The sequence below is a fragment of the Pseudomonas mendocina genome, from assembly GCA_037482215.1.
GTDB lineage: Bacteria > Pseudomonadota > Gammaproteobacteria > Pseudomonadales > Pseudomonadaceae > Aquipseudomonas > Aquipseudomonas mendocina_E.
In genome coordinates, this window is the sequence record CP148074.1 from 2,951,451 (window position 1) to 2,972,541 (window position 21,091).

The window sequence follows — 21,091 nt, forward strand, 5'->3', positions numbered from 1 at the left end:
AGAATGATCAACGCCAAACTGCTGCAACTGGTAGTAGAAGCCTCTAACGATGGCATCGTAGTAGCCGAGCAAGAGGGCGACGACAACATCCTGATCTATGCCAACCCGGCGTTTCAGCGCCTGACTGGCTATAACGTTGACGACATTCTGTATCAGGACTGCCGCTTCTTGCAGGGGAGTGACCGGGACCAACAAGGCCTCAACGTCATTCGTGAAGCGGTTCGCCACAACAAGCCATGCCGGCAGATCATTCGTAACTACCGGCAGGACGGCAGTGCCTTCTGGAATGAACTGTCCATCACTCCAGTTTTTAATGAAGCAGACCAACTGACCTACTTCATCGGCATCCAGAAAGATGTCAGCGACACCGTGCAGGCCTTAGAACGAGTGCGCGAGCTTGAGGCCGAAGTCGCTGCACTAAAGGCTCAGTTGGCAAGCGTGCAAGACAGCTCGAAAACAAACTGAGCGTTGCCCGCCGTTAAACCTGCCCCTTATCGTCTCCCCTCCCCCCGCGCCTATGTGAAGCCCTTCAATAGGCGCCCCAAATATCACTCAAAGCCGATCCCGTAGTGCCCTTATCAGGTATCGGCTATCGCGTGCCCGCGCCCAAAAACCTATACAAAACTAATTTTATTTGTACACATATATTGACTTGTACAATTTATTCCTTAACCTCTTAACCTGTACAAGAAAATTTAAATGTACAAGAAAGAGGGATACATGAACGTTCTCAATGGCTCGATCAAAATTGGCATCAGTGCCTGCCTGCTAGGCCAGCCCGTGCGTTTCAATGGCGGCCACAAAGCCTCGCAGCTGTGCCAGGACGTTCTATCGCACTACTTCGATTTTGTTCCTGTTTGCCCTGAGCAAGCCATCGGCCTGACAACACCGCGTCAACCTATACGCCTGGTTAGCCACCCAGAAGGTCCGCGCGCCGTTGGAACTGTCGACCCGAACCTGGATGTCAGTGATGCACTGACTCAAGTGGGCCAGCACGCAGCTGAAAACCTGGGAGGAATCTGCGGCTACATCTTGATGCAGAAGTCCCCGTCGTGCGGCATGGAACGGGTGAAGGTCTACCAAGACAACGGCCAACCCAGCGACTCAACAGGACGCGGGCTGTTTGCAGCGGCGCTGATGCGAGCCTGCCCGGACCTTCCCGTTGAGGAAGACGGCCGCCTGAACGACCCAGTGCTGCGAGAAAACTTCATTACCCGCGTGTTCGTTTATGCCGAATGGCAAAACCTCATGAATCAAGGCCTGACCCGCCAAGGCCTGATCCGTTTCCATGAACGTTACAAGTACCTGCTTATGGCGACTGCCAGAAAGCAGTACAAACAACTCGGGCAATTGGTTGCCCAATGCGGCAACACGGACCTGCACAGCTTGGCGCCCCAGTACTTCAGCCAATTGATGGCTGCCCTCAAACAGCCCGCTAACCGAGGCACCCACACCAATGTCCTCCAGCATTTGTCGGGCTATCTGAAGCACGCCATCAGCTCCGATGACAAGCGCGAGTTGCATGAGCTGATTCTGCAATACCGCAACGGCATCGTGCCGCTGATCTCGCCTCTGACGCTGCTGCGCCATCACTTCCGCCACCACCCCGACGCTTACATTGCTCGCCAGGCATACCTGCAACCACACCCAGATGCACTGGGGCTGCGTAACGCGCTATGAGCACTGATGATCGTCGTGTGGATGCCGTACAAGCGGATACAGACCTTGTGCCGATCCGTGAGGTGGCTCGCTTAACCGGAGTCAACCCAGTCACGCTGCGTGCGTGGGAGCGCCGCTATGGATTGATCCGCCCACACCGGACCGGCAAAGGCCACCGCCTGTATAACCAGCACCATATTGAGCAAATCCAACAGGTACTGGCTTGGCTCGCCCGTGGTGTGGCCGTCAGCCAAGTCAGAGGCTTACTTGAACACCCACTGCCCGCGTCTGTTGCTGGCGATGCCTGGAATGAAGAAAGACGCCTTTGGCTGAATTGCATCGAGCAACTGGCTGAACGTTCTCTGGATGACAGCTTCAACCGCTCACTGGCGCTCTATCCCGCTGAAACAATGTGCCTGCACCTGTTGTTACCGCTTCTCGATGAGCTGCAACAGCGCTGGAGTTTATTAGCCAGCGAGCAGCTGGAACGCGTGTTTTTTCTCTCGTGGCTACGCAGCAAGCTCGAAACACGCATCTACCACGGCAATTGCCTGCACAGTGGCCCTCCGCTGCTGCTGTTGAGCCTGTCCAACCAGCCAATGCAACCCACCCTGTGGCTGTGCGCCTGGCTGGCCAGCACCAGCGGAAGTCCAGTGCGTGTATTCGACCAGCCTATTTCGCCCGCCGAGATCAGCCGCGCAATCAGCCTGATAGCACCCCGTGCGGTGCTGTTTCACAGCGACCACTGCGTGGCGCCCGCTTATTTACGCCTGGTGGCAAACACCCACGCCCACCCACAAATGCTCTGTGGAATGGCCGCAACCATCCACAACGAGGCGCTGAGCGGCTGCCCGCATCTGCACCTTGCCGAATCCCCCCTGAACGCCCTGCACTGCCTGCAGCGCCTCGGCCTCATTACGCATTGTTAGGGAGACTGCCCATGCGCCAACTGATGTGGTTTCGCAGCGACCTGCGTACTCAAGACAACACTGCTTTAAACGCGGCCATGCAAAACGGCCCGACCCTGGCGGTGTTTTTCATCACGCCGGGTCAATGGCTGGAACACGATGATGCACCGAGCAAAGTCGACTTCTGGTTACGTAACTTACATAGCCTGCAAGCGCAATTGAAATCACTCAACGTACCGCTGCTGATACGCCATGTAGCGTTCTGGCGTGATGTACCTGAAGAGATGGCAAAACTGTGCCAGGAGCACACCATCTGTGCCGTACACAGCAACGAAGAGTACGGTCTGAATGAAGCTCACCGGGATCAGCAGGTAGCCAATCGCCTCTCCAAGCTGGGCGTGCAATTCAACGGTTATTTGGACCAATTGCTGTTTCAACCCGGCAGTATCCTCAACCGCAGCGGCAACTATTTTCAGGTTTATAGTCAGTTCCGTAAGGTCTGCTATCAGCGACTGCACACAGCCATGCCCAGCACACACCCGCTGCCGAAAGCTCAAGCCAACCTTGGGATTGAAAGCGATAAGGTTCCAACTGAAGTTGCTGGTTTCGACAAACCCACCGACGCTCTGCAAAAGCTCTGGCCGGCTGGGGAAATCAAAGCCCATCTGCGCCTGCAGCGTTTTGCGGATGAGTACATGGAGGATTACGACCTTCAGCGCGACCTGCCCGCCATACCGGGCACCAGCCAGCTTTCGCCCTACCTGGCAGCCGGGGTGCTTTCGCCAAGGCAGTGCCTTGAAGCGGCCTTGATGAGCAACCGTGGCGAGTTTGAAAGCGGCACCCCAGGCGTTGTTACCTGGATCAACGAACTGCTCTGGCGCGAGTTCTACAAACATATTCTGGTGGGCTTTCCTCAGGTTTCGCGGCACCAGCCCTTTCGCGCGCAGACCAAAACCATCCCATGGCGGCATGCCCCCCAAGAACTGCAAGCCTGGAAGGAAGGCCGAACAGGCTTTCCATTGGTTGATGCAGCCATACGCCAACTGCTGGCAACCGGCTGGATGCACAACCGCCTGCGGATGGTTGTGGCGATGTTTCTGAGCAAGAACCTGTTGATCGACTGGCGCGAGGGCGAGCGCTTTTTCATGGCCCACCTGATTGATGGTGACCTTGCCGCCAACAATGGAGGATGGCAGTGGAGCGCATCTACCGGCACGGATGCCGTGCCTTGGTTCCGCCTGTTCAACCCGATCAATCAGTCACGTCGTTTCGATCCGCAGGGGCGCTTTATCCGGCATTGGCTCCCCGAGCTGGCTGATCTGGATGAAAAATTCATTCATGAGCCGTGGAAAGCAGGCAGTCTTTTTGCGCGGCCAGACTACCCACAACCCATGATTGACCTTAACCACAGCCGTGATCGGGTCTTGCACACCTTCCGCAGCCTTTCTGTGTTGGAGGGGCATGATGTCTGAGTTCCTGCACCGATTCGCCCATAAGTTTGCCAGTCTCACTGCTGACAACCTTGACCATTTAGGTGAGCTGTACAGTCATGATGTGGTGTTTCAGGACCCGTTGCACACCATCAAGGGCCTGCCAGCCGTGCAGGACTACTTTGCCAACCTGTACGCCAATGTCAGCGACCTGAAGTTTACGTTTGAGCAACTCGACACCCTTACCTCAGGCAAGTCGGGCTACCTGCGCTGGACGATGCAATTCCGTCACCCGCGCTTAAATGGCGGCAACCCAGTCATGGTTAAGGGCTGCACCTACTTACGCTGGCACGAAAAGGTCTATCTGCATCACGACTACTTCGACGCAGGTGCCATGCTTTACGAACACCTCCCTCTCGCCGGCAAGCTAATTCGCTGGCTCAAAGGGAGGCTGGCATGAAACGGATCTGGATCACCGGAGCCAGCAGCGGCATCGGCTTAGAGCTGGCACGCCTTCTACTGGAGCAAGGACACGGAGTGGCCGTCAGTGCTCGAACGGTTGAACCTCTCAACCTTCTTCAGCAGGAGTACCCCAATCAGGTTCTCATTGTTGCGGGTGATCTTGCCGAGGCTGACGAAGTTCAGCGCATGGGAGAACGCATCAGAGCACTTTGGGGACAGCTCGACCAAGTCATCCTCAACGCTGGGACGTGCGAGTACATCGACGTTAAGCAATTTGAAGCTGCCATGGTTGAGCGGGTGATGCGCGCCAATCTGCTCTCGGCCGCTCATTGCATCGAAGTCGCGCTGCCACTTTTACGCAATGCCCAGCGCGGACACATAGTCGCCATCAGCAGCTCGGTTACCTACCTGCCACTGCCCAGAGCTGGCGCCTACGGTGCTTCCAAAGCGGCCATGCGCTATTTGTTCAACTCGCTGCGCATTGATCTGGCCAGCGCGGGGATTGACGTAACGCTAGTCAGCCCTGGCTTTGTAGACACCCCGCTGACCCGCAAAAACGACTTCCCGATGCCGATGCGTTGGCCTGTAGAAAAGGCAGCCAGACACATCGTAAAGCGGCTGCCTAAACGCCCCCTGGAAATTGCCTTCCCCACTCCATTTATAGCGGCCTTGCGTCTGCTGGCTCTGCTGCCACAACGCTTGCAACTCCATCTGGGCAAACAGTTGTCCCGCCCCTCAACGGATAAACAGTCATGAAAATTGCCATCATCGGCAGCGGTATTTCTGGCCTGACCTGCGCCTACCTGCTCAGCCGCAACCACGAAGTACACGTATTTGAAAGCAACGACTGGATTGGTGGTCACACCCATACCGTGGACGTTGAGGTTGCTGGCACCCCATATGCCATCGACACCGGCTTTATTGTTTTCAACGATTGGACCTACCCCAACTTTATCCGCTTGCTTCAGCAACTCGGTGTGGCCTCGCAGCCCACTGAAATGAGCTTTTCCGTCCATGATCCCCGAAGCGGTCTTGAGTACAACGGCAACAACCTGAACAGTTTGTTTGCTCAGCGCCGGAACCTCGTATCACCTGGATTCTGGGGCATGCTGTGGGACATCACGCGCTTCAACCGATGCGTACTCGATGATCTGGAAAAGAATCGAATAGACGAAGCGACTACCCTAGGCCAATACCTCAAAGCCAATGGCTACGGTCAACGCTTTATCGAGCACTACATCGTGCCGATGGGTTCAGCCATATGGTCAATGTCCATGGCTGATATGCAGAATTTCCCGCTGCAATTCTTCGTTCGGTTCTGTAAAAACCACGGCCTGTTGTCCGTCAATAACCGCCCTCAATGGCATGTTATTAGCGGCGGCTCACGCAGTTATATCCCCAAGCTATGCGCAAGCTTTGAGCAGCGCATTCGTCTCAACTGCCCGGTTCACAGCGTATCTCGCAGCGATGATCGCGTCGTGATCAGCAGTGAATGGGGCGAGGAACAGTTCGATAAAGTGGTCTTCGCCTGCCACAGCGATCAGGCCCTGAGCCTGCTACGAAAGCCCTCGCAAACGGAATGGGAAATTCTTCGGGCAATCCATTACGCGGATAACGACGTGGTGCTGCATACCGATACCCGCCTGCTCCCCGACCGCAAGTTGGCATGGGCCAGCTGGAACTACCGCCTGAGCGACTCCGACAGGGTTCCGGCCGCGGTGACCTACAACATGAACATCCTGCAAGGGCTTAAGAGCGACACCACCTTCTGCGTGAGCCTTAATCAGACTCAGGCCATCGCGCCCAATAAAATTCTTCAGCGTTTCCAGTACGCACACCCTCAATACAGCCTGACAGCGGTCGCCGCGCAGAGTCGCTGGGCTGAGTTACAAGGTCAACAAAACAGCTATTTCTGCGGTGCTTACTGGGCCAATGGCTTCCATGAAGATGGCGTGGTCAGTGCGTTGCGCGTTGCAGCGCAATTCGGAGAGCACCTGTGAACAGCGCGCTGTATAGCGGCTGGGTAGGCCACCAGCGCCTACACCCGCGCGCCCACGGGTTCCGTTATCGAATCGGCATGCTCTACCTGGACCTAGCCGAACAGGCTGACGTTCTAGAGCTGTCAGCACTGGCTGGCTCATCGCGCTGGGCACCCTTTTCTTTCAGAGAGACTGACTACCTGCCGCACCTGACTGAGCTGGGTATCCCCCTCATCGAGGCCGTCCGCCAATGCCTCAGCGAAGCGTTGCCCTCGCCCCCTAATGGGCGAGTCTGCCTGCTGACTCAGCCCCGCAGCTGGGGCCTGTCATTCAATCCAGTGAGCATTTTTTACTGCTTTGATGAAGCCGGACAACTCGCCGCCATGCTCTGCGAGGTCAGCAATACACCGTGGCACGAGCGTTATCACTACGTGTTGCCTGCCCATGCCGAGGGTGAGTCACGCCACCGGGTTCAAAAGAGTTTTCACGTCTCGCCGTTTATGCCGCTGGATCTGGAATACCGCATGCGCTTCAGCCAGCCCGATCAGCAATTGCACATCACCATGCAGGATTGGCAAGGCCCACAAAAAGTCTTTGAAGCAGGCATGAGCCTTAAGCGCACCGAGCTAAGCCGCCACAGCCTGCACCGGCATCTACTGGCCTTCCCCTGGATGACTGGCAAAACCCTTCTCGCCATTTATTGGCAAGCCTTGCGCCTGTTGCTTAAGCGCACCCCTGTTTTTAATCACCAAGCCGCCGACGGGCATTTCCGTACCGCCACTCTGGAGTCTCGCCATGAACAACCCTAGCTTGAACCCTGCGGCCACCAGCAGTGCCAGCTCTGCCACTTTCAGCACCCGCCTGCTGAGGCAACTTGTACTGCGCCAGCTCAGCGCACTGCGCCACGGTCACCTGCTGATCCATTCGGAAGGCGAAACCCTGAGCTTCGGTGACAAGGCCTCTGCACTACAGGCTGAATTGAGCGTGCAGCACAGTGCGTTCTGGTCGATGGTGGCCAGTAATGGCTCCATCGGTGCAGGTGAAGCCTACGTACAGGGCTATTGGACCAGCCCTGATCTGACCATGGTCATCCGCTTGTTTGCAGCCAATCTTGATCTGTTGGATACCGTCGAAAATGGCCTAGCCCGCCTTCGGCGCCCGCTGGTCAAAGCCCTGCACTGGCTCAACCGCAACACCCGAGACGGATCACGGCGCAACATATCCGCCCATTACGACTTGGGTAATGCCCTCTTCGAGCAGTTGCTGGACCCGACCATGATGTACTCCTCTGCCATCTTCCGCAGTGAAGACGACACGCTGGAGCAGGGGCAACTGAACAAGCTTGAGCGCATCTGCCAAAAGCTGGAGCTCAAACCCACTGACCACCTGCTGGAGATTGGCACCGGCTGGGGCAGCATGGCGCTGTATGCCGCTACGCACTATGGCTGCAAGGTGACCACAACCACCCTATCCCGTGAACAGTACGCCTACACCCAGAAGCGCATCAAGGAACAGGGCCTGCAAGATCGCATCACCTTGTTGTTGGAGGATTACCGCGACCTTAAAGGCCAATACGACAAACTCGTCTCCATTGAAATGATTGAGGCTGTCGGCCACCGTTATCTGCCCGTGTACTTCAAGCAGTGCAGCCATTTGCTTAAAGACGGCGGCCTCATGCTGCTTCAAGCCATTACCATCCGTGATCAGCGCTATGAGCAGGCCAAGAGCTCCGTCGACTTTATTCAACGCCATATCTTCCCCGGAGGAGCATTGCCTTCGGTAACCGCCATGCTCAACTGCATCAATACCCAGACAGATATGAACCTGCACCACATGGAGGATTTTGGCCTGCACTACGCGCGGACCCTTCGCTTCTGGCACGAGAACCTACGCCGCAGCCGCAACACGCTAGAAGGCCTCGGCTATGACGAAACCTTCTACCGTTTGTGGGAGTTTTACTTCTGCTACTGCGAAGGCGGCTTCCTGGAGCGCAGTATTGGCACAGCCCACCTCTTATTGGCCAAACCTGAAGCGCGCCCGCAACCGTTCGGAATTAGTGCGTGAGCCTGCGCAAACGCCTACTGCTCAATGCCGGGCTGTTCCAGCTCGGCTGGTTGGCCTGTGTATTTGGCGCCAGCAATCCTGCGTGGCTGGCGGTGGCCGCAGTGTGTCTGGGTGCTCACTTGGGATGGGTTGCCGATGACCGACGTGCAGAGTGTTTTGTGATTTTGCGCGTAGCAGCAGCCGGTTGGATTGTGGACAGCGCGCTGATGCATACAGGACTGTTCGACTTCGGCACTACGCTAATCCTGCCCGCCTGGCTGATGTTGCTCTGGCTGTTATTCGCCAGCACGCTTCGCTACAGCCTGGCTTGGTCAGCCCGGCCTATGTGGCTGAGCTGTTTACTGGGCGCCTGTTGCGGCCCATTGTCTTACTTAGCCGGGGCTCGATTGGCTGACGTTGGACTGCCCCTCGGTGAACCGCTGAGTCTGGCTCTGTTGGCGCTTATTTGGGCGGTTCTGCTGCCAGCCTTGCACAGATTGGCTGGCAGCCACCAACGCTGATCTAGGTTCTGTACGAGAAGTCTCCGAGCACAGGCACTTTCCGTACAGAACCTAAGACTTCTTACGGAAAAACAAAGTGACTTGCCCCACCTCAATCCCGAACTTACTCATGAAGGAACGGTTGACCATGGTGTTTTCGTCCAGCAGGTACATCCAGTCATCCAGAAATACCTCATACACCTGATCATCCACCGGCAAACTCAGCACGTAGCGCCAACGTAGGGCATTGCCAGCAACCTCGCCCTCAGCCTCACCGACCACATCCGCAGCAGTTCCGCGCCACTCCCCGGGAGCAGTCGCTGATAAGGTCCAGACACGCTTCTGCCGGGTGCCATCACTGTAAGAGAACGACTCGTCGAGAATCAGATCATCCCCTTGAGCGTAGCCCTTTATGTCCACATGAAAGCGTTTGACCACCTCGCCTGAACGCTTTTGGAACATCCCCCAGGCCTCCACCTCACCGGTGAAAAATGCCCGCAGATCAAGTTTCGGCTCCTCATCCTTGTAGGTGTGTACATCCACCTGCGTGCAACTGCTCAACAGCACACACAACGACAACATCAGGACTCTGAACATGGTTACTCCTCGCAATCAGGGTTCTATAGCACCAATGAGCCGGGCCCGTAGCTCAGGTGTGCGAGTCTGCGCGTCCAGCCAAATTGAAAAGAAAGCACGGGCGAACGCTTGGTCGCTCACCCCATGCCTGAAGGCGTCACCTGCATAGAAACGCGCGCCTCTGCCGGGCAGAAAAACCCCCGTGATGCGCTCGCCCTCTGCGACATCGACAAACGCCTGCTGCATCTCAAGCGCCCAGCGGTCCAACTGCGCGGGATCGACCACAGATCCTTGAATACGGCGAATTTCCTTAATGCTGGTTGCGACCAAATCATCTGCGCTGATTGATCGGCTGTAGGTGAGTTGCAGGGCAAAAGGCTCCTGAAACGACAGCAGCGAATCAGCGCTACCAGCATCGCTCCACAGCTCCGCCTTATAGATGGAGAAGCCAAACATACGCAGCTCGCCCGAGCCAATCAGGCGCGAGTCCGGAATGGCCTCCCGCCAGCTAGCTTGGGCCTGCGTGCAGATCAGCAGCGTGGCCAACAGCATCTGAAGTAAGCAAGAAATGCGAGGCATAGGCGTGTCCATTGCAGATGGATGTGACACACCTAAATCTATACATAAATTATTATTTGTACAGATTTATGCATTTCAATCTGTATCAGCGTGCCTGTCGCTCAGAACATTTCTTCGAAACGCTGAGTTCAATGAAAGCCCAGCAAAACCTTGCTCTCGCAGGCTGCGGGGCTGCTCACAGGCCACCAGCCTGTGCATACCAGCAGGCAATTCTTTAGTCTTTTGTGACCACAGATCCAGGGACGGGAAAGGGATCTGCAAGGTATCCCTGTATACAAGCGGATGGGCCAAGATCCTATGATAGGCGAGGTAATCCTCGGGCTCGCTGTGACGGATTTTCACTGTGCTCATGTCCATACCCTTATGGACCAACGACCAACCAGCTAACGCTAACTTAACTGCTTTTGAAAAAGCGTTTTGCAGAGGCAGGTCACCAGCGGCCGGCCTCTGCACACTGCGCCTTAGTCTTGGCGCGAAGGCGACAGCAGCTCGATTTTGTAGCCATCCGGGTCTTCAACGAAGGCCAAAATGCTGGAGCCGTGCATCATTGGGCCCGCTTCACGGGTGATCTTGCCGCCACGGGCGCGGATGTCTTCACAGGCTTTGTAGACGTCCGGCACTTCCAGGGCGATATGGCCGTAGCCAGTGCCCAGCTCGTAGCTTTCTACGCCCCAGTTGTGGGTCAGTTCGATCACGCTGTTATGCGCCTCGTCACCATAACCGACAAACGCCAGGGTGAATTTACCTTCTGGGTAGTCTTTGCGGCGCAGCAGGGTCATGCCCAGCACTTCGGTGTAAAACTCGATGGAGCGATCCATATCGCCCACGCGCAGCATGGTATGCAGCAGTCTCATCATGTTCTCCTCAGGCGATGCGTCGATGCGCATTTTTAAAACGGCCATGTTACCAGAGCATTTTTCGACGCAGACAAAAAACGGGCCCGAAGGCCCGTTTTTAAAAGCGCCATTTGCTTAGAGCGGCGAACGGCCCTTGTTGGCAGCAATACGCAGACGCAGAGCGTTGAGCTTGATAAAGCCCGCGGCATCTTTCTGGTCGTAGGCACCGGCATCGTCTTCGAACGTCGAGATACGGGTGTCGAACAGGCTGTCATCGGACTTACGGCCAACAACAATGACGTTACCTTTGTACAGCTTCAGGCGCACTACGCCGTTCACTGTGGCCTGGGAAGCGTCGATCATCTGTTGCAGCATCTGACGCTCCGGGCTCCACCAGTAGCCGTTGTAGATCAGGCTGGCGTATTTAGGCATCAGCTCATCTTTCAGGTGAGCGACTTCGCGGTCCAGAGTGATGGACTCGATGGCGCGGTGAGCGCGCAGCATGATGGTGCCGCCGGGAGTCTCGTAGCAGCCACGGGACTTCATGCCCACGTAACGGTTTTCAACGATATCCAGACGACCGATGCCATTCTCACCACCGATGCGGTTCAGCTCGGTCAGTACGGCTGCCGGGGTCATTTCCTTGCCGTCGATGGCAACGATGTCGCCCTTACGGTAGGTCAGCTCGATGTAGGTCGGGGTGTCCGGCGCGTTTTCCGGAGACTTGGTCCAACGCCACATGTCTTCTTCGTGCTCGGTCCAGGTGTCTTCCAGCACGCCACCTTCATAGGAGATGTGCAGCAGGTTGGCGTCCATGGAGTACGGGGACTTTTTACCAGCCTTGTTGAAATCAACTGGGATGTTGGCTTTTTCAGCGTAAGCCATCAGGGTTTCGCGGGAGGTCAGGTCCCACTCACGCCACGGAGCAATAACCTGTACGCCCGGCTTCAGTGCATAGGCACCCAGCTCGAAACGAACCTGGTCGTTACCTTTACCGGTTGCGCCGTGGGAAATGGCGTCAGCGCCAGTTTCGTTAGCGATTTCGATCAGGCGCTTGGCGATCAGCGGACGGGCAATAGACGTGCCCAGCAGGTATTCGCCTTCATAAATGGTGTTAGCGCGGAACATCGGGAAGACGAAGTCACGGACAAACTCTTCGCGCAGGTCATCGATGTAGATTTCCTTAACGCCCATTGCTTGGGCTTTGGCGCGCGCCGGCTCTACTTCTTCACCTTGGCCAAGGTCAGCAGTGAAGGTTACGACTTCACAGTTGTAGGTATCTTGCAGCCATTTGAGAATCACCGAAGTGTCCAGGCCACCGGAATATGCGAGGACTACCTTTTTAACGTCGGCCATGCCATCAACTCCACGGGGGTGTGCGGGAAAACCGACGATTCTACTGCTGTAAACGCCTTATTTACAGTGGCGCGACAGCTTAAGACGATCAGGCGACGGATATTCCGACCACTAAACCGGCTTTGCTTCAGGCGTTGCCGCAGGTGCAGCCTCTTCTACGGCGGGTGCAGCCTCAGGAGCCGCCTCGGGTTGCGGCTCTGTTTCTGCTTCGGGGACGCGATCCAGCAGCAGTGTTACCCGGCGGTTTTTGGCACGGTTAGCAGCGCTGTTGTTTGGCACCAGTGGGTAGCGCTCACCATGAAAACGCACGGTGATATGTTCCTCGGGGAAACCTCTGGATTTGAGGTATTCCATAACAGCCAATGCCCGACGACGTGACGTATCGCGATTGGACAGGCGGTTACCGCTGTTATCCGCATGCCCATCAAGCTGGATGCGATTAACACTGGGATCGGCCTTGATGTAGTCGAGGATGATATCCAGCTTCGCCATCGCCATCGGCTCCAGCTCAATGCCTCCACCGGGAAAACCGACCTGAGTGTTGCGGATTTGATCAAAATTCACAGGCAAGAGTTTGGCCGCACATTCCAGGTACTTCTGGTAGGCGTCGTTAAACTTGGTGGGCAGCAGGCGCACTTCAAGCGGGTCGCGACCTGCTGCGGTGCGATGGCGCACAACAGGGCTGCGGCCCTCCAACAACCCTGTCAGCAGCCGTGTGCCCTGCTCTTGGGAGCTGTTGAACACACCAGGCACGCCGTTGACAGTGACCGAGCCCAGATTGATATCTCCCCTGCCCGGTTGCCATGGCGCAGCCGCCGCCAGCAGTGTGGCTTGTCCTGTGCCAAGCCAACGCTCCTGAGATTTCAGGGTGAATGTGGCCTGCTCCCCAGCGCGGCGCACAAAAACGCCCGAGCCAAAATTAGCGATGGGCTGGGACAGGCGGCACTCAAATTTGTCACCTTCAACCTGCCACTCCACTTTCTCCAGACGCGTCTGGAAACTGATGGCACTGGCTGCCTGACTGGCCAGAAGGCTAAAGATAACAAGTGGATAGACGCGCACCACACACCCCAGGGAAAACGGCTTACCTTCTGTCTATCGGTGCCAACTGCAAAAACTTGAGCATTTTCTCAACCGCTTATACACGCCTCACACCACCATAAAACTGACACATAGCAGCGACTGAATACGCACCAAAGGTGCCGTCGCGAGCCTTTTTCCGGTAGCATTCCCGCCAAGTTTTGCCCGCCTGGAAGCTTCCATGACTGACCGCCTTACTCTGCTGCGTCCTGATGACTGGCACATCCACCTGCGCGATGGTGCTGTTCTGCAACACACTGTGGCTGATGTAGCCCGCACCTTTGGCCGCGCCATTATCATGCCTAACCTGGTGCCGCCGGTTCGCAATGCCGCCGAAGCGGACGCCTATCGCCAGCGCATTCTCAATGTACGTCCACAAGGCAGTCGCTTTGAACCGCTGATGGTGCTGTACCTCACCGACAACACCCAGCCAGACGATATCCGCAGCGCCAAGGCCAGTGGCTTTGTGCATGCCGCCAAGCTCTACCCAGCTGGCGCTACCACCAACTCGGACTCTGGCGTCACCAGCATCGACAAGATCTTCCCGGTGCTTGAGGCCATGGCTGAAGTCGGCCTGCCGCTGTTGGTACACGGTGAAGTGACCCGCAACGAAATTGACGTGTTCGACCGTGAGAAAACTTTTATCGGTGAACACCTGACCCGCGTTGTTGAGCGCTTCCCGAGCCTTAAAGTGGTGTTCGAACACATCACCACAGGCGATGCCGTGCAGTTCGTGCAGGGTGCCTCCACTAACGTGGCAGCCACCATCACGGCACACCACCTACTTTACAACCGCAACCACATGTTGGTTGGCGGCATTCGCCCGCACTTCTATTGCCTGCCGATTCTTAAGCGCAACACCCACCAGGAAGCCCTGCTGGATGCGGCTACCAGCGGCAACCCGAAATTCTTCCTCGGCACCGACTCGGCGCCCCATGCCAAGCATGCCAAGGAAGCTGCCTGCGGTTGCGCGGGCTGCTACACCGCCTATGCTGCGATTGAGTTGTACGCCGAAGCGTTCGAACAACGTAATGCCTTGGACAAACTGGAAGCCTTCGCCAGTAAAAATGGCCCAGACTTCTACGGTCTGCCACATAACAGCGATACCATCACTCTGGTTCGTGAAGAATGGACCGCTCCAGCCAGCCTGCCGCTGGGCGATCAAACCGTAATTCCGCTGCGTGCAGGTGAAGCCCTGCGCTGGCGTCTGCTGGAGAGCAACGCGTGAGCGAAGACCTGTACGACGACGAGCTGGACACCCCGCCTTCTGGCCCACGCCACCCGATGGCAGCGCGCTTTCGTGGCTACCTGCCCGTCGTAGTCGACGTGGAAACAGGCGGCTTCAACGCGGCCACAGACGCTCTGCTGGAAATTGCTGCGACCACCATCGGCATGGACGAAGACGGTTTCCTGTTCCCGGAACACACCCACTTCTTCCGGATCGAGCCGTTCGAAGGCGCCAATATCGAGCAAGCTGCGCTGGATTTCACCGGCATTAAACTCGATCACCCGCTGCGCATGGCGGTGACCGAAGAGCATGCGCTGACCGAAATTTTTCGCGGTCTGCGCAAATCGCTGAAAGCCAACAGCTGCAAGCGAGCCATCCTGGTCGGCCATAACAGCAGCTTTGATCTGGGCTTTTTGAATGCTGCGGTTGCCCGTACTGGGATCAAGCGCAATCCATTCCACCCGTTCTCCAGCTTCGATACCGCTACCCTGGCTGGCCTTGCTTATGGGCAAACGGTGCTGGCTAAAGCCTGTCAGGCGGCAGGGATTGAGTTCGACGGCAAAGAAGCACACTCGGCCCGTTACGACACCGAGAAGACTGCCGAGCTGTTCTGCGGCATCGTTAACCGCTGGAAGGAAATGGGCGGTTGGATGGATTTTGATGACTAAGCGTCCAGCCAGTCATTAACCTTTAAAACAAAGCCCCGCACACAGCGGGGCTTTGTTTTAGCGAACAGAGCCATTAAGTTGAGGGCGTTTCTTGCCACTTCATCGTTATGGCCGGCTCTCCTGTATTTTCATCAAGCCCTTCTTCAACATCAAAAAAACCATATTTCTTATAAAAAGCTATTGCCCGTTTATTCTTACGATAAACATTCAACTGCAACTCATTGCGGCGTGACTGCGCATTAAGCAGTAAGGCTTTACCGATGCCTGCGCCTTGCCAGTCCGGCGCTACAAAAATAGAGGCCAGCGTATTACCTACGAGGCTGAAGAACCCGACAATTGCGCCCTCACGCTTGGCGACGAAGGTTTCAGAGTTGGGGATATACAGTTTTTCCATCACTTCGCGGTTCGAGTACCAGAATCGCTCGCTGATAAAATGATGGGCTTTAACAGACGCGTCATACCAAACATTGACGACCTGATTTATTTCATGGTCGTTCAATGTCAATTTTTCAATTTTTATAAAGCCCGCTTCTGCAAGAGACATTTGCACATGCCTGCTTTGGCTCGAAACTCCATTAAAGCGTTCGCCCACTTTATTACTCAGCCCATATCTATACGAGAAATCGAACTGCCTTATCCCGCAAATAGCCAGGCATCTTCCGTGGAACAAGTCGCTTAAAAAATAAAATATAGGCAGACACCGCATGAGCCATCTCAACCGTTCTTGAATCGGACGGTTGAGATGGCTTCAGCGTGCGCTTAGGTAAATCGCTCCCGGGCAGTCAACGCAGGTAAAGCAGCGAGGACCACCTAGGTTTGCAGGTGCCTCCTTAAGCGCTGCGAGCCAAGTCCATCAACTCACGGCCCGCCACTGCATACATGGCGTAGTCAGTGGTCGTGGCTGCGCGCAATTCACTCAGCATTAACTTCCAACGCCCTACCAAGTCCTGATGTTGCTCTAACCACAACGACACCCTTTGCTCGATATGTTCCGGCGCATCCGCCATTTGCAGGACCGATACAGTGATCGCCCGTTGCTGCCAGTCCAGATCATCGCGAAACGCTTCGCGAGCCAGCGCCTGCCAATTGTTTTCCACTGGCAGACTGGTGATTTGTTGCAAGTACCAAGACAACTCCAGAGCGCCACCAATCGCGAAGTAAGCGGCCGCAACACGTGCAGGCTCCTGCCCGGTCTGGTCAGCGGCCTCAATGATCGGCAGCAAGGTGTACAAATGGCTGGTGCCTGCCACCACGCGGGCTAATTCCTCCGGGACACCGGCCTGAACAAACCCTTGGAAGCGCTCTTGCCACTGCTCACGGGCAGGCCCCTCCAACAATTCGTCCAGATACCCAAGCAGGGTTTCGATACGTGGCGCGAAATGTGCCACATCACGCGCTGCGTCCAGCTCATGGCGGCGGCTGCGCAGGAACCATCGTGTCGCGCGCCGACCGAGGCGCTGCAGCTCATCCATCAGTTGCAGTTGCAGGTCTGCCGGGACTTTGTAATCCAGCGCCTCAATCTGCTGCCACCAATGGGGCAGCCGGAACAAATCGCGCACAATGACATAGGCCCCGGCCGCATTGGCTGCGCTCATGCCGGTGGACTCTTTGAGCCGCTGCACAAAGGTAATGCCCATGTGGTTGACCAGATCATTGGCAATCTGGGTGCTGACAATTTCCCGCTTGAGACGATGGCGCGCCATCGCATCGGGGAATTTTTCGGCCAGTAGCGCAGGAAACGCCGTGGTCATTTCCCGGGCCAGGTATTCATCATCCGGCACCTGAGATTTGAGCAGCGCCTCTTTCAGGTCGATCTTGCTGTAAGAGATCAGCACCGACAGTTCTGGTCGGGTCAGCCCAAGCCCTTTGGCCGCGCGTTCGTTTAGCTCATCATCAGTCGGTAAAAACTCCAGGCTGCGGTCAAGCTTGCCACTGGCTTCCAGCGCACTCATCAAGCGTTTGTACTCCGCGACACGCTCACGGGCACGGCGCTCAGCCAACGACAACGCCTGAGTCTGTTTGTAGTTATTGCCTAACACCAAGTTGCCGACGGCCTCCGTCATTTCCACCAGCAGCTTGTTGCGCTGCTTACCCGTCATATCGCCAGCCGCGACAATCTCGCCAAGCAGAATCTTGATGTTCACCTCGTGGTCGGAACAGTCCACGCCACCGGCGTTGTCGATAAAGTCGGTGTTGCTCTTGCCGCCGTTCAGGCCATATTCGACCCGGCCCAGCTGGGTCATGCCGAGGTTACCGCCCTCACCCACGACCTTGGCACGCAGTTCACTGCCATTGACCCGTAGTTGGTCGTTGGCCTTGTCACCTACGTCAGCATGGGTTTCACGGCTGGATTTCACGTAGGTGCCAATGCCGCCGTTCCACAGCAAGTCGACCGGGGCCTTGAGCAACGCATTCAGCAGTTCGGTGGGCGCTAAGCGGTCTGCGCTGATGTCGAAACGAGCCTTCATCTGCGGGCTGATTTCGATGCTTTTAGCACTGCGCAGGAATACCCCGCCGCCCTCTGAAATCAGGGTGCTGTCGTAATCTGCCCAACTGGAGCGCGGCAATTCGAACAGGCGCTTGCGCTCGGCAAAGCTGCGGGCCGGATCCGGGTTCGGATCGATAAAAATGTGCAGATGGTTGAAAGCAGCAACCAACTGCAGCGATTCGGATTGCAACAGCCCGTTGCCGAACACGTCGCCCGCCATATCGCCAATGCCGATCACCGTGACGTTATCTTGCTGCACATCTATCCCGCGCTCGCGGAAGTGCCGCTGCACGGAGACCCAGCCACCTTTGGCGGTAATGCCCATGCCCTTGTGGTCGTAACCGGCGGAACCGCCAGAAGCGAATGCATCGTCCAGCCAGAAACCGTAGTCACGGGCGATGCCATTGGCGATATCAGAGAATGTGGCGGTGCCTTTGTCAGCCGCCACCACCAGATAGGGGTCGTCACCGTCGTGGCGCTGCACGTTTTGCGGCGGCACCACAGCACCCTCTTTAAGGTTATCGGTGATGTCCAACAGGCCGCTGATGAAAATGCGGTAGCAGGCGATGCCTTCGGCCAGCACATCGTCCCGCGAGCCGCCTTGCGGCAATCGCCGGGGAACAAAGCCACCTTTAGCCCCCATGGGCACAATCACCGCGTTTTTAACCTGCTGAGCCTTGACCAGCCCCAGCACTTCGGTGCGGTAATCCTCCTCACGGTCGGACCAGCGCAAGCCGCCTCGGGCCACATCGCCAAAGCGCAGGTGCACACCCTCAACACGGGGCGAATAGACAAAAATCTCAAATTTGGGCGTCGGCCGTGGGATATCCGTGATGGCCCGAGGGTTGAGCTTGAAGCTGAAATACGCCTTGGGCTGGCCGTCAGCACCACTTTGATAGAAGTTGGTGCGCAGCGTGGCTTTAATCAGATCCAAGTAGCGCCGCAGGATGCGGTCTTCGTTAAGCACTGCAACAGTGTCCAGCGCTGCCAGAATCGCCTGCTCCAATTTTTGTTGCTTGTCTTCAAGGTCATCGCTGCTGAGCTTGCGCGCCAGGTAAAAGCGAATCCTGAACAGGCGCACCAGTTCTTTGGCTATCTCGGCGTGATTGATCAGGGTAGTGGCGATATAGCTGAGGTCGAAGCCCAAGCGAATTTGTTTCAGGTAGCGTGCATAAGCCCGCAGCAACGCCACATCACGCCAGGGCATGCCGGCCATCAGCACCAGCCGGTTAAAGCCATCGTTCTCTGCCACCCCACCAACGATTTTGACGAAGGCTTCCTGCAAGGTGTCATTGAGCTGCTGGATATCAATATCCAGGCCCTCGGCGTAGGTGAAGGCGAAATCATGAATCCAGAATTCGCGCCCATCGGCCCGTTGCAGCTTGAACGGATACTCCCCCAACACGCGCAGACCGAGGTTTTCCAGAATCGGCAAAACATCGGAGAGTGGCAACGGTGTATCAGCGTGGTACAGCTTGCAGTGCAATGTTTGCCCGCCCTGGCTCAGCGGTTGGTAGAAGCTCATCACCAGCTGTCGCTCGCCATTGAGCGTGAGCAGATGCTGCATGTCCACCACAGCTGAATGGGGCGCAAAACGCTCACGATAACCAGCCGGGAAACCGCCTGGATAGTCACTGAGCGCCTCTGTTCCGGCGGCCTCTCCCAGGCTTTCGACGATCAGGCTGCGGTAGTCATCCTGCCAAGAGCGGCAGGCTTGGATCACTTCCCGCTCCAGCCGTTGCGGATCAATCTGTACGCGGTTCTTCGGGTCGACCTTGAGGATAAACTGCACCCGCGCCAGTACAGACTCAGAAAAATAGGTCCAGAACTCGCAATCGCTGGCCTGCAAATGCTCCATCAGCACCTGCTGAATACGCTGGCGGCTTTCAGTGGAGTAGACGTCCCGGGGGATGTACGCCAGGCAATAGCAAAAACGCCCGTAAGGGTCACGGCGCAGGAACACCCGCACCTTGTTGCGCTCCTGAATCTGCACAATAGCCAGCACGGTATTGAACAGCTCATCCACCGGCGTTTGGAACAGATCATCCCGTGGCAGCACGTCCAGCACCCGCGCCAGCTCTTTACCTAAGTGGGCGCTGCTGTCGAAGCCTGAGCGCTGCCTGATCGCCGCTGCTTTGCGGCGAATAAAAGGAATGCTGCTGACACTCTCCGAATACACCGCTGAGGTGTACAGCCCCATAAAACGGAACTCGCGGACAACCCGCCCTTTGTCGTCCAGCTCGCGAATTGAGACCAAATCGGGATACGCAGGGCGGTGTACCCGGCTGGGCATTGCTGCTTTAGCGAACGACAGCAGCTGCGGTTCACGCAAATACTCCAAGGCCTCGGCTTCCACACCCAGATCGTCTGGCCTCAGACCGCTGCGTATCAGCTTTGACAACCCCAGCAGCGATGGCTCGTTGTACTGCACGTGGGCGCCATCCGCCCCGTCAACCACGCTGAACTCTTCATAACCGAGGAAGGTAAAGTGGTCATCCACCAGCCACTTGAGGAATTGCTGGGCTTCTTCCAGCTCAGCGGCATCCACCTTAAATTTGCCTTTGGCCAACCAGGTCAACAACTCCTGGGCTTTGGCTTTCATCGCGGCAAAGTCAGCGACACTCAGGCGCACTTCGCCCAGTACCTCAAGCAAGGCCTTTTCCAGCTCTTTCATTTCCGCCGAACTGGCGCAGCGGTCAATCTCCAGGTACATCAGGGCTTCCTGACGGATATCTGCGCCCTGGCTGGCCTTTGGCAGAATTTCAAGCAGCTCACCGTTACTATTGCGGCGCACGCTGAACACATTGTTTTGCAATGCATGGATGCTATAACCCCGGCGGTTCAACTCCATGCGTACGGAGTCGACCAGAAACGGGATATCGCTGTGCAGCACTTCCACGGCCGTATGGGTCGACTGCCAGCCATGCTTTTCGTAATCGGGGTTGAATACGTGGACCTGAGGTTTGTCCGATTCAAATCGGGACAATAATCGCCAGGATGACAGGGTGCATCCCAGCAGGTCAGAAAGGCGGCGCTGAGTCAGTTCCTCAAGCGCGACAATTCCAAAGAATTGCTCCGCAAACAGACTGACCTGCGCCAGCTCCTGTGCACTGACGTGCTTAGCTAATGCGGTTTGCAGGTGGTTTTGGAAATCTGCCTGTGTTGCAGCAGTAAAAAACGCCATGAGTTCGCTCCCCTGGCCTGTACTTCAACGACTGGATATGTCGTGACATACAACCTGTGCCACAACCCTGTGGTTCAGCATTAGTCTAGAGGGCTGCTCTTAAAGTAAAGTTGCA

The 21,091-nt window shown here is 56.4% G+C and carries 19 protein-coding genes; 12 read left to right on the forward strand and 7 right to left on the reverse strand.

The window, feature by feature from the left end; genetic code table 11:
* Positions 1 to 3 precede the first annotated feature (3 nt).
* The 10 genes from WG219_13720 (at position 4) to WG219_13765 (ending at position 9,002) form a co-directional block, all read left to right on the forward strand.
* On the forward strand, positions 4 to 465 hold the full coding sequence (locus WG219_13720) for a PAS domain-containing protein (GenBank protein ID WXL24383.1): 462 nt from the start codon (positions 4 to 6) through the stop codon (positions 463 to 465).
* 255 nt (positions 466 to 720) lie between these two features.
* Positions 721 to 1,680: a DUF523 and DUF1722 domain-containing protein gene (locus WG219_13725; protein ID WXL24384.1), complete on the forward strand. Its 960-nt coding sequence runs from the start codon at positions 721 to 723 to the stop codon at positions 1,678 to 1,680.
* The gene (locus tag WG219_13730) at positions 1,677 to 2,588 is read left to right on the forward strand and encodes a MerR family transcriptional regulator (protein ID WXL24385.1); all 912 of its coding nucleotides are present in this window, start codon (positions 1,677 to 1,679) and stop codon (positions 2,586 to 2,588) included. Before WG219_13725 ends, WG219_13730 begins: the two co-directional genes overlap by 4 nt.
* A gap of 11 nt (positions 2,589 to 2,599) precedes the next feature.
* Positions 2,600 to 4,039: a deoxyribodipyrimidine photo-lyase gene (gene phrB / locus WG219_13735; protein ID WXL24386.1), complete on the forward strand. Its 1,440-nt coding sequence runs from the start codon at positions 2,600 to 2,602 to the stop codon at positions 4,037 to 4,039.
* Positions 4,032 to 4,457: a nuclear transport factor 2 family protein gene (locus WG219_13740; protein WXL24387.1), complete on the forward strand. Its 426-nt coding sequence runs from the start codon at positions 4,032 to 4,034 to the stop codon at positions 4,455 to 4,457. Before phrB ends, WG219_13740 begins: the two co-directional genes overlap by 8 nt.
* The gene (locus tag WG219_13745) at positions 4,454 to 5,215 is read left to right on the forward strand and encodes an SDR family NAD(P)-dependent oxidoreductase (protein WXL24388.1); all 762 of its coding nucleotides are present in this window, start codon (positions 4,454 to 4,456) and stop codon (positions 5,213 to 5,215) included. The genes WG219_13740 and WG219_13745 overlap by 4 nt, the downstream gene beginning before the upstream one ends.
* Positions 5,212 to 6,459: an FAD-dependent oxidoreductase gene (locus WG219_13750; GenBank protein WXL24389.1), complete on the forward strand. Its 1,248-nt coding sequence runs from the start codon at positions 5,212 to 5,214 to the stop codon at positions 6,457 to 6,459. Before WG219_13745 ends, WG219_13750 begins: the two co-directional genes overlap by 4 nt.
* Positions 6,456 to 7,247, forward strand: a complete 792-nt coding sequence (locus tag WG219_13755; protein WXL24390.1) for a DUF1365 domain-containing protein — start codon at positions 6,456 to 6,458, stop codon at positions 7,245 to 7,247. The genes WG219_13750 and WG219_13755 overlap by 4 nt, the downstream gene beginning before the upstream one ends.
* The gene (locus WG219_13760; GenBank protein WXL24391.1) at positions 7,234 to 8,502 is read left to right on the forward strand and encodes a cyclopropane-fatty-acyl-phospholipid synthase family protein; all 1,269 of its coding nucleotides are present in this window, start codon (positions 7,234 to 7,236) and stop codon (positions 8,500 to 8,502) included. The genes WG219_13755 and WG219_13760 overlap by 14 nt, the downstream gene beginning before the upstream one ends.
* Complete coding sequence (locus WG219_13765; protein ID WXL24392.1) at positions 8,499 to 9,002, forward strand: DUF2878 domain-containing protein; 504 nt, start codon at positions 8,499 to 8,501, stop codon at positions 9,000 to 9,002. The genes WG219_13760 and WG219_13765 overlap by 4 nt, the downstream gene beginning before the upstream one ends.
* Positions 9,003 to 9,053: 51 nt before the next feature.
* On the opposite strand, the gene WG219_13770 is transcribed toward WG219_13765, so the two are convergent.
* From WG219_13770 to WG219_13790, 5 genes are all read right to left on the reverse strand, one after another.
* The gene (locus WG219_13770) at positions 9,054 to 9,578 is read right to left on the reverse strand and encodes a DUF3833 domain-containing protein (GenBank protein WXL24393.1); all 525 of its coding nucleotides are present in this window, start codon (positions 9,576 to 9,578) and stop codon (positions 9,054 to 9,056) included.
* 15 nt (positions 9,579 to 9,593) lie between these two features.
* Positions 9,594 to 10,136 (reverse strand): chalcone isomerase family protein, encoded by a 543-nt coding sequence (locus WG219_13775; GenBank protein WXL24394.1) that lies wholly within the window; start codon positions 10,134 to 10,136, stop codon positions 9,594 to 9,596.
* Between the two features lie 461 nt (positions 10,137 to 10,597).
* Positions 10,598 to 10,990, reverse strand: coding sequence for a lactoylglutathione lyase (gene gloA, locus WG219_13780; protein WXL24395.1), 393 nt, complete (start codon positions 10,988 to 10,990; stop codon positions 10,598 to 10,600).
* 117 nt (positions 10,991 to 11,107) lie between these two features.
* Positions 11,108 to 12,328: an argininosuccinate synthase gene (locus WG219_13785; protein ID WXL24396.1), complete on the reverse strand. Its 1,221-nt coding sequence runs from the start codon at positions 12,326 to 12,328 to the stop codon at positions 11,108 to 11,110.
* A gap of 111 nt (positions 12,329 to 12,439) precedes the next feature.
* Positions 12,440 to 13,390, reverse strand: coding sequence for an OmpA family protein (locus WG219_13790; protein WXL24397.1), 951 nt, complete (start codon positions 13,388 to 13,390; stop codon positions 12,440 to 12,442).
* 199 nt (positions 13,391 to 13,589) lie between these two features.
* Here WG219_13790 and pyrC point away from each other — a divergent pair, with 199 nt between their 5' ends.
* Together pyrC and rnt are read left to right on the forward strand one after the other, a co-directional pair.
* The gene (pyrC, locus tag WG219_13795) at positions 13,590 to 14,636 is read left to right on the forward strand and encodes a dihydroorotase (GenBank protein ID WXL24398.1); all 1,047 of its coding nucleotides are present in this window, start codon (positions 13,590 to 13,592) and stop codon (positions 14,634 to 14,636) included.
* Positions 14,633 to 15,304, forward strand: coding sequence for a ribonuclease T (gene rnt / locus WG219_13800; protein ID WXL24399.1), 672 nt, complete (start codon positions 14,633 to 14,635; stop codon positions 15,302 to 15,304). The genes pyrC and rnt overlap by 4 nt, the downstream gene beginning before the upstream one ends.
* A gap of 73 nt (positions 15,305 to 15,377) precedes the next feature.
* On the opposite strand, the gene WG219_13805 is transcribed toward rnt, so the two are convergent.
* Complete coding sequence (locus WG219_13805) at positions 15,378 to 15,848, reverse strand: GNAT family N-acetyltransferase (GenBank protein WXL24400.1); 471 nt, start codon at positions 15,846 to 15,848, stop codon at positions 15,378 to 15,380.
* Between the two features lie 286 nt (positions 15,849 to 16,134).
* On the reverse strand, positions 16,135 to 20,976 hold the full coding sequence (locus WG219_13810; protein ID WXL24401.1) for an NAD-glutamate dehydrogenase: 4,842 nt from the start codon (positions 20,974 to 20,976) through the stop codon (positions 16,135 to 16,137).
* Positions 20,977 to 21,091: the final 115 nt, after the last annotated feature.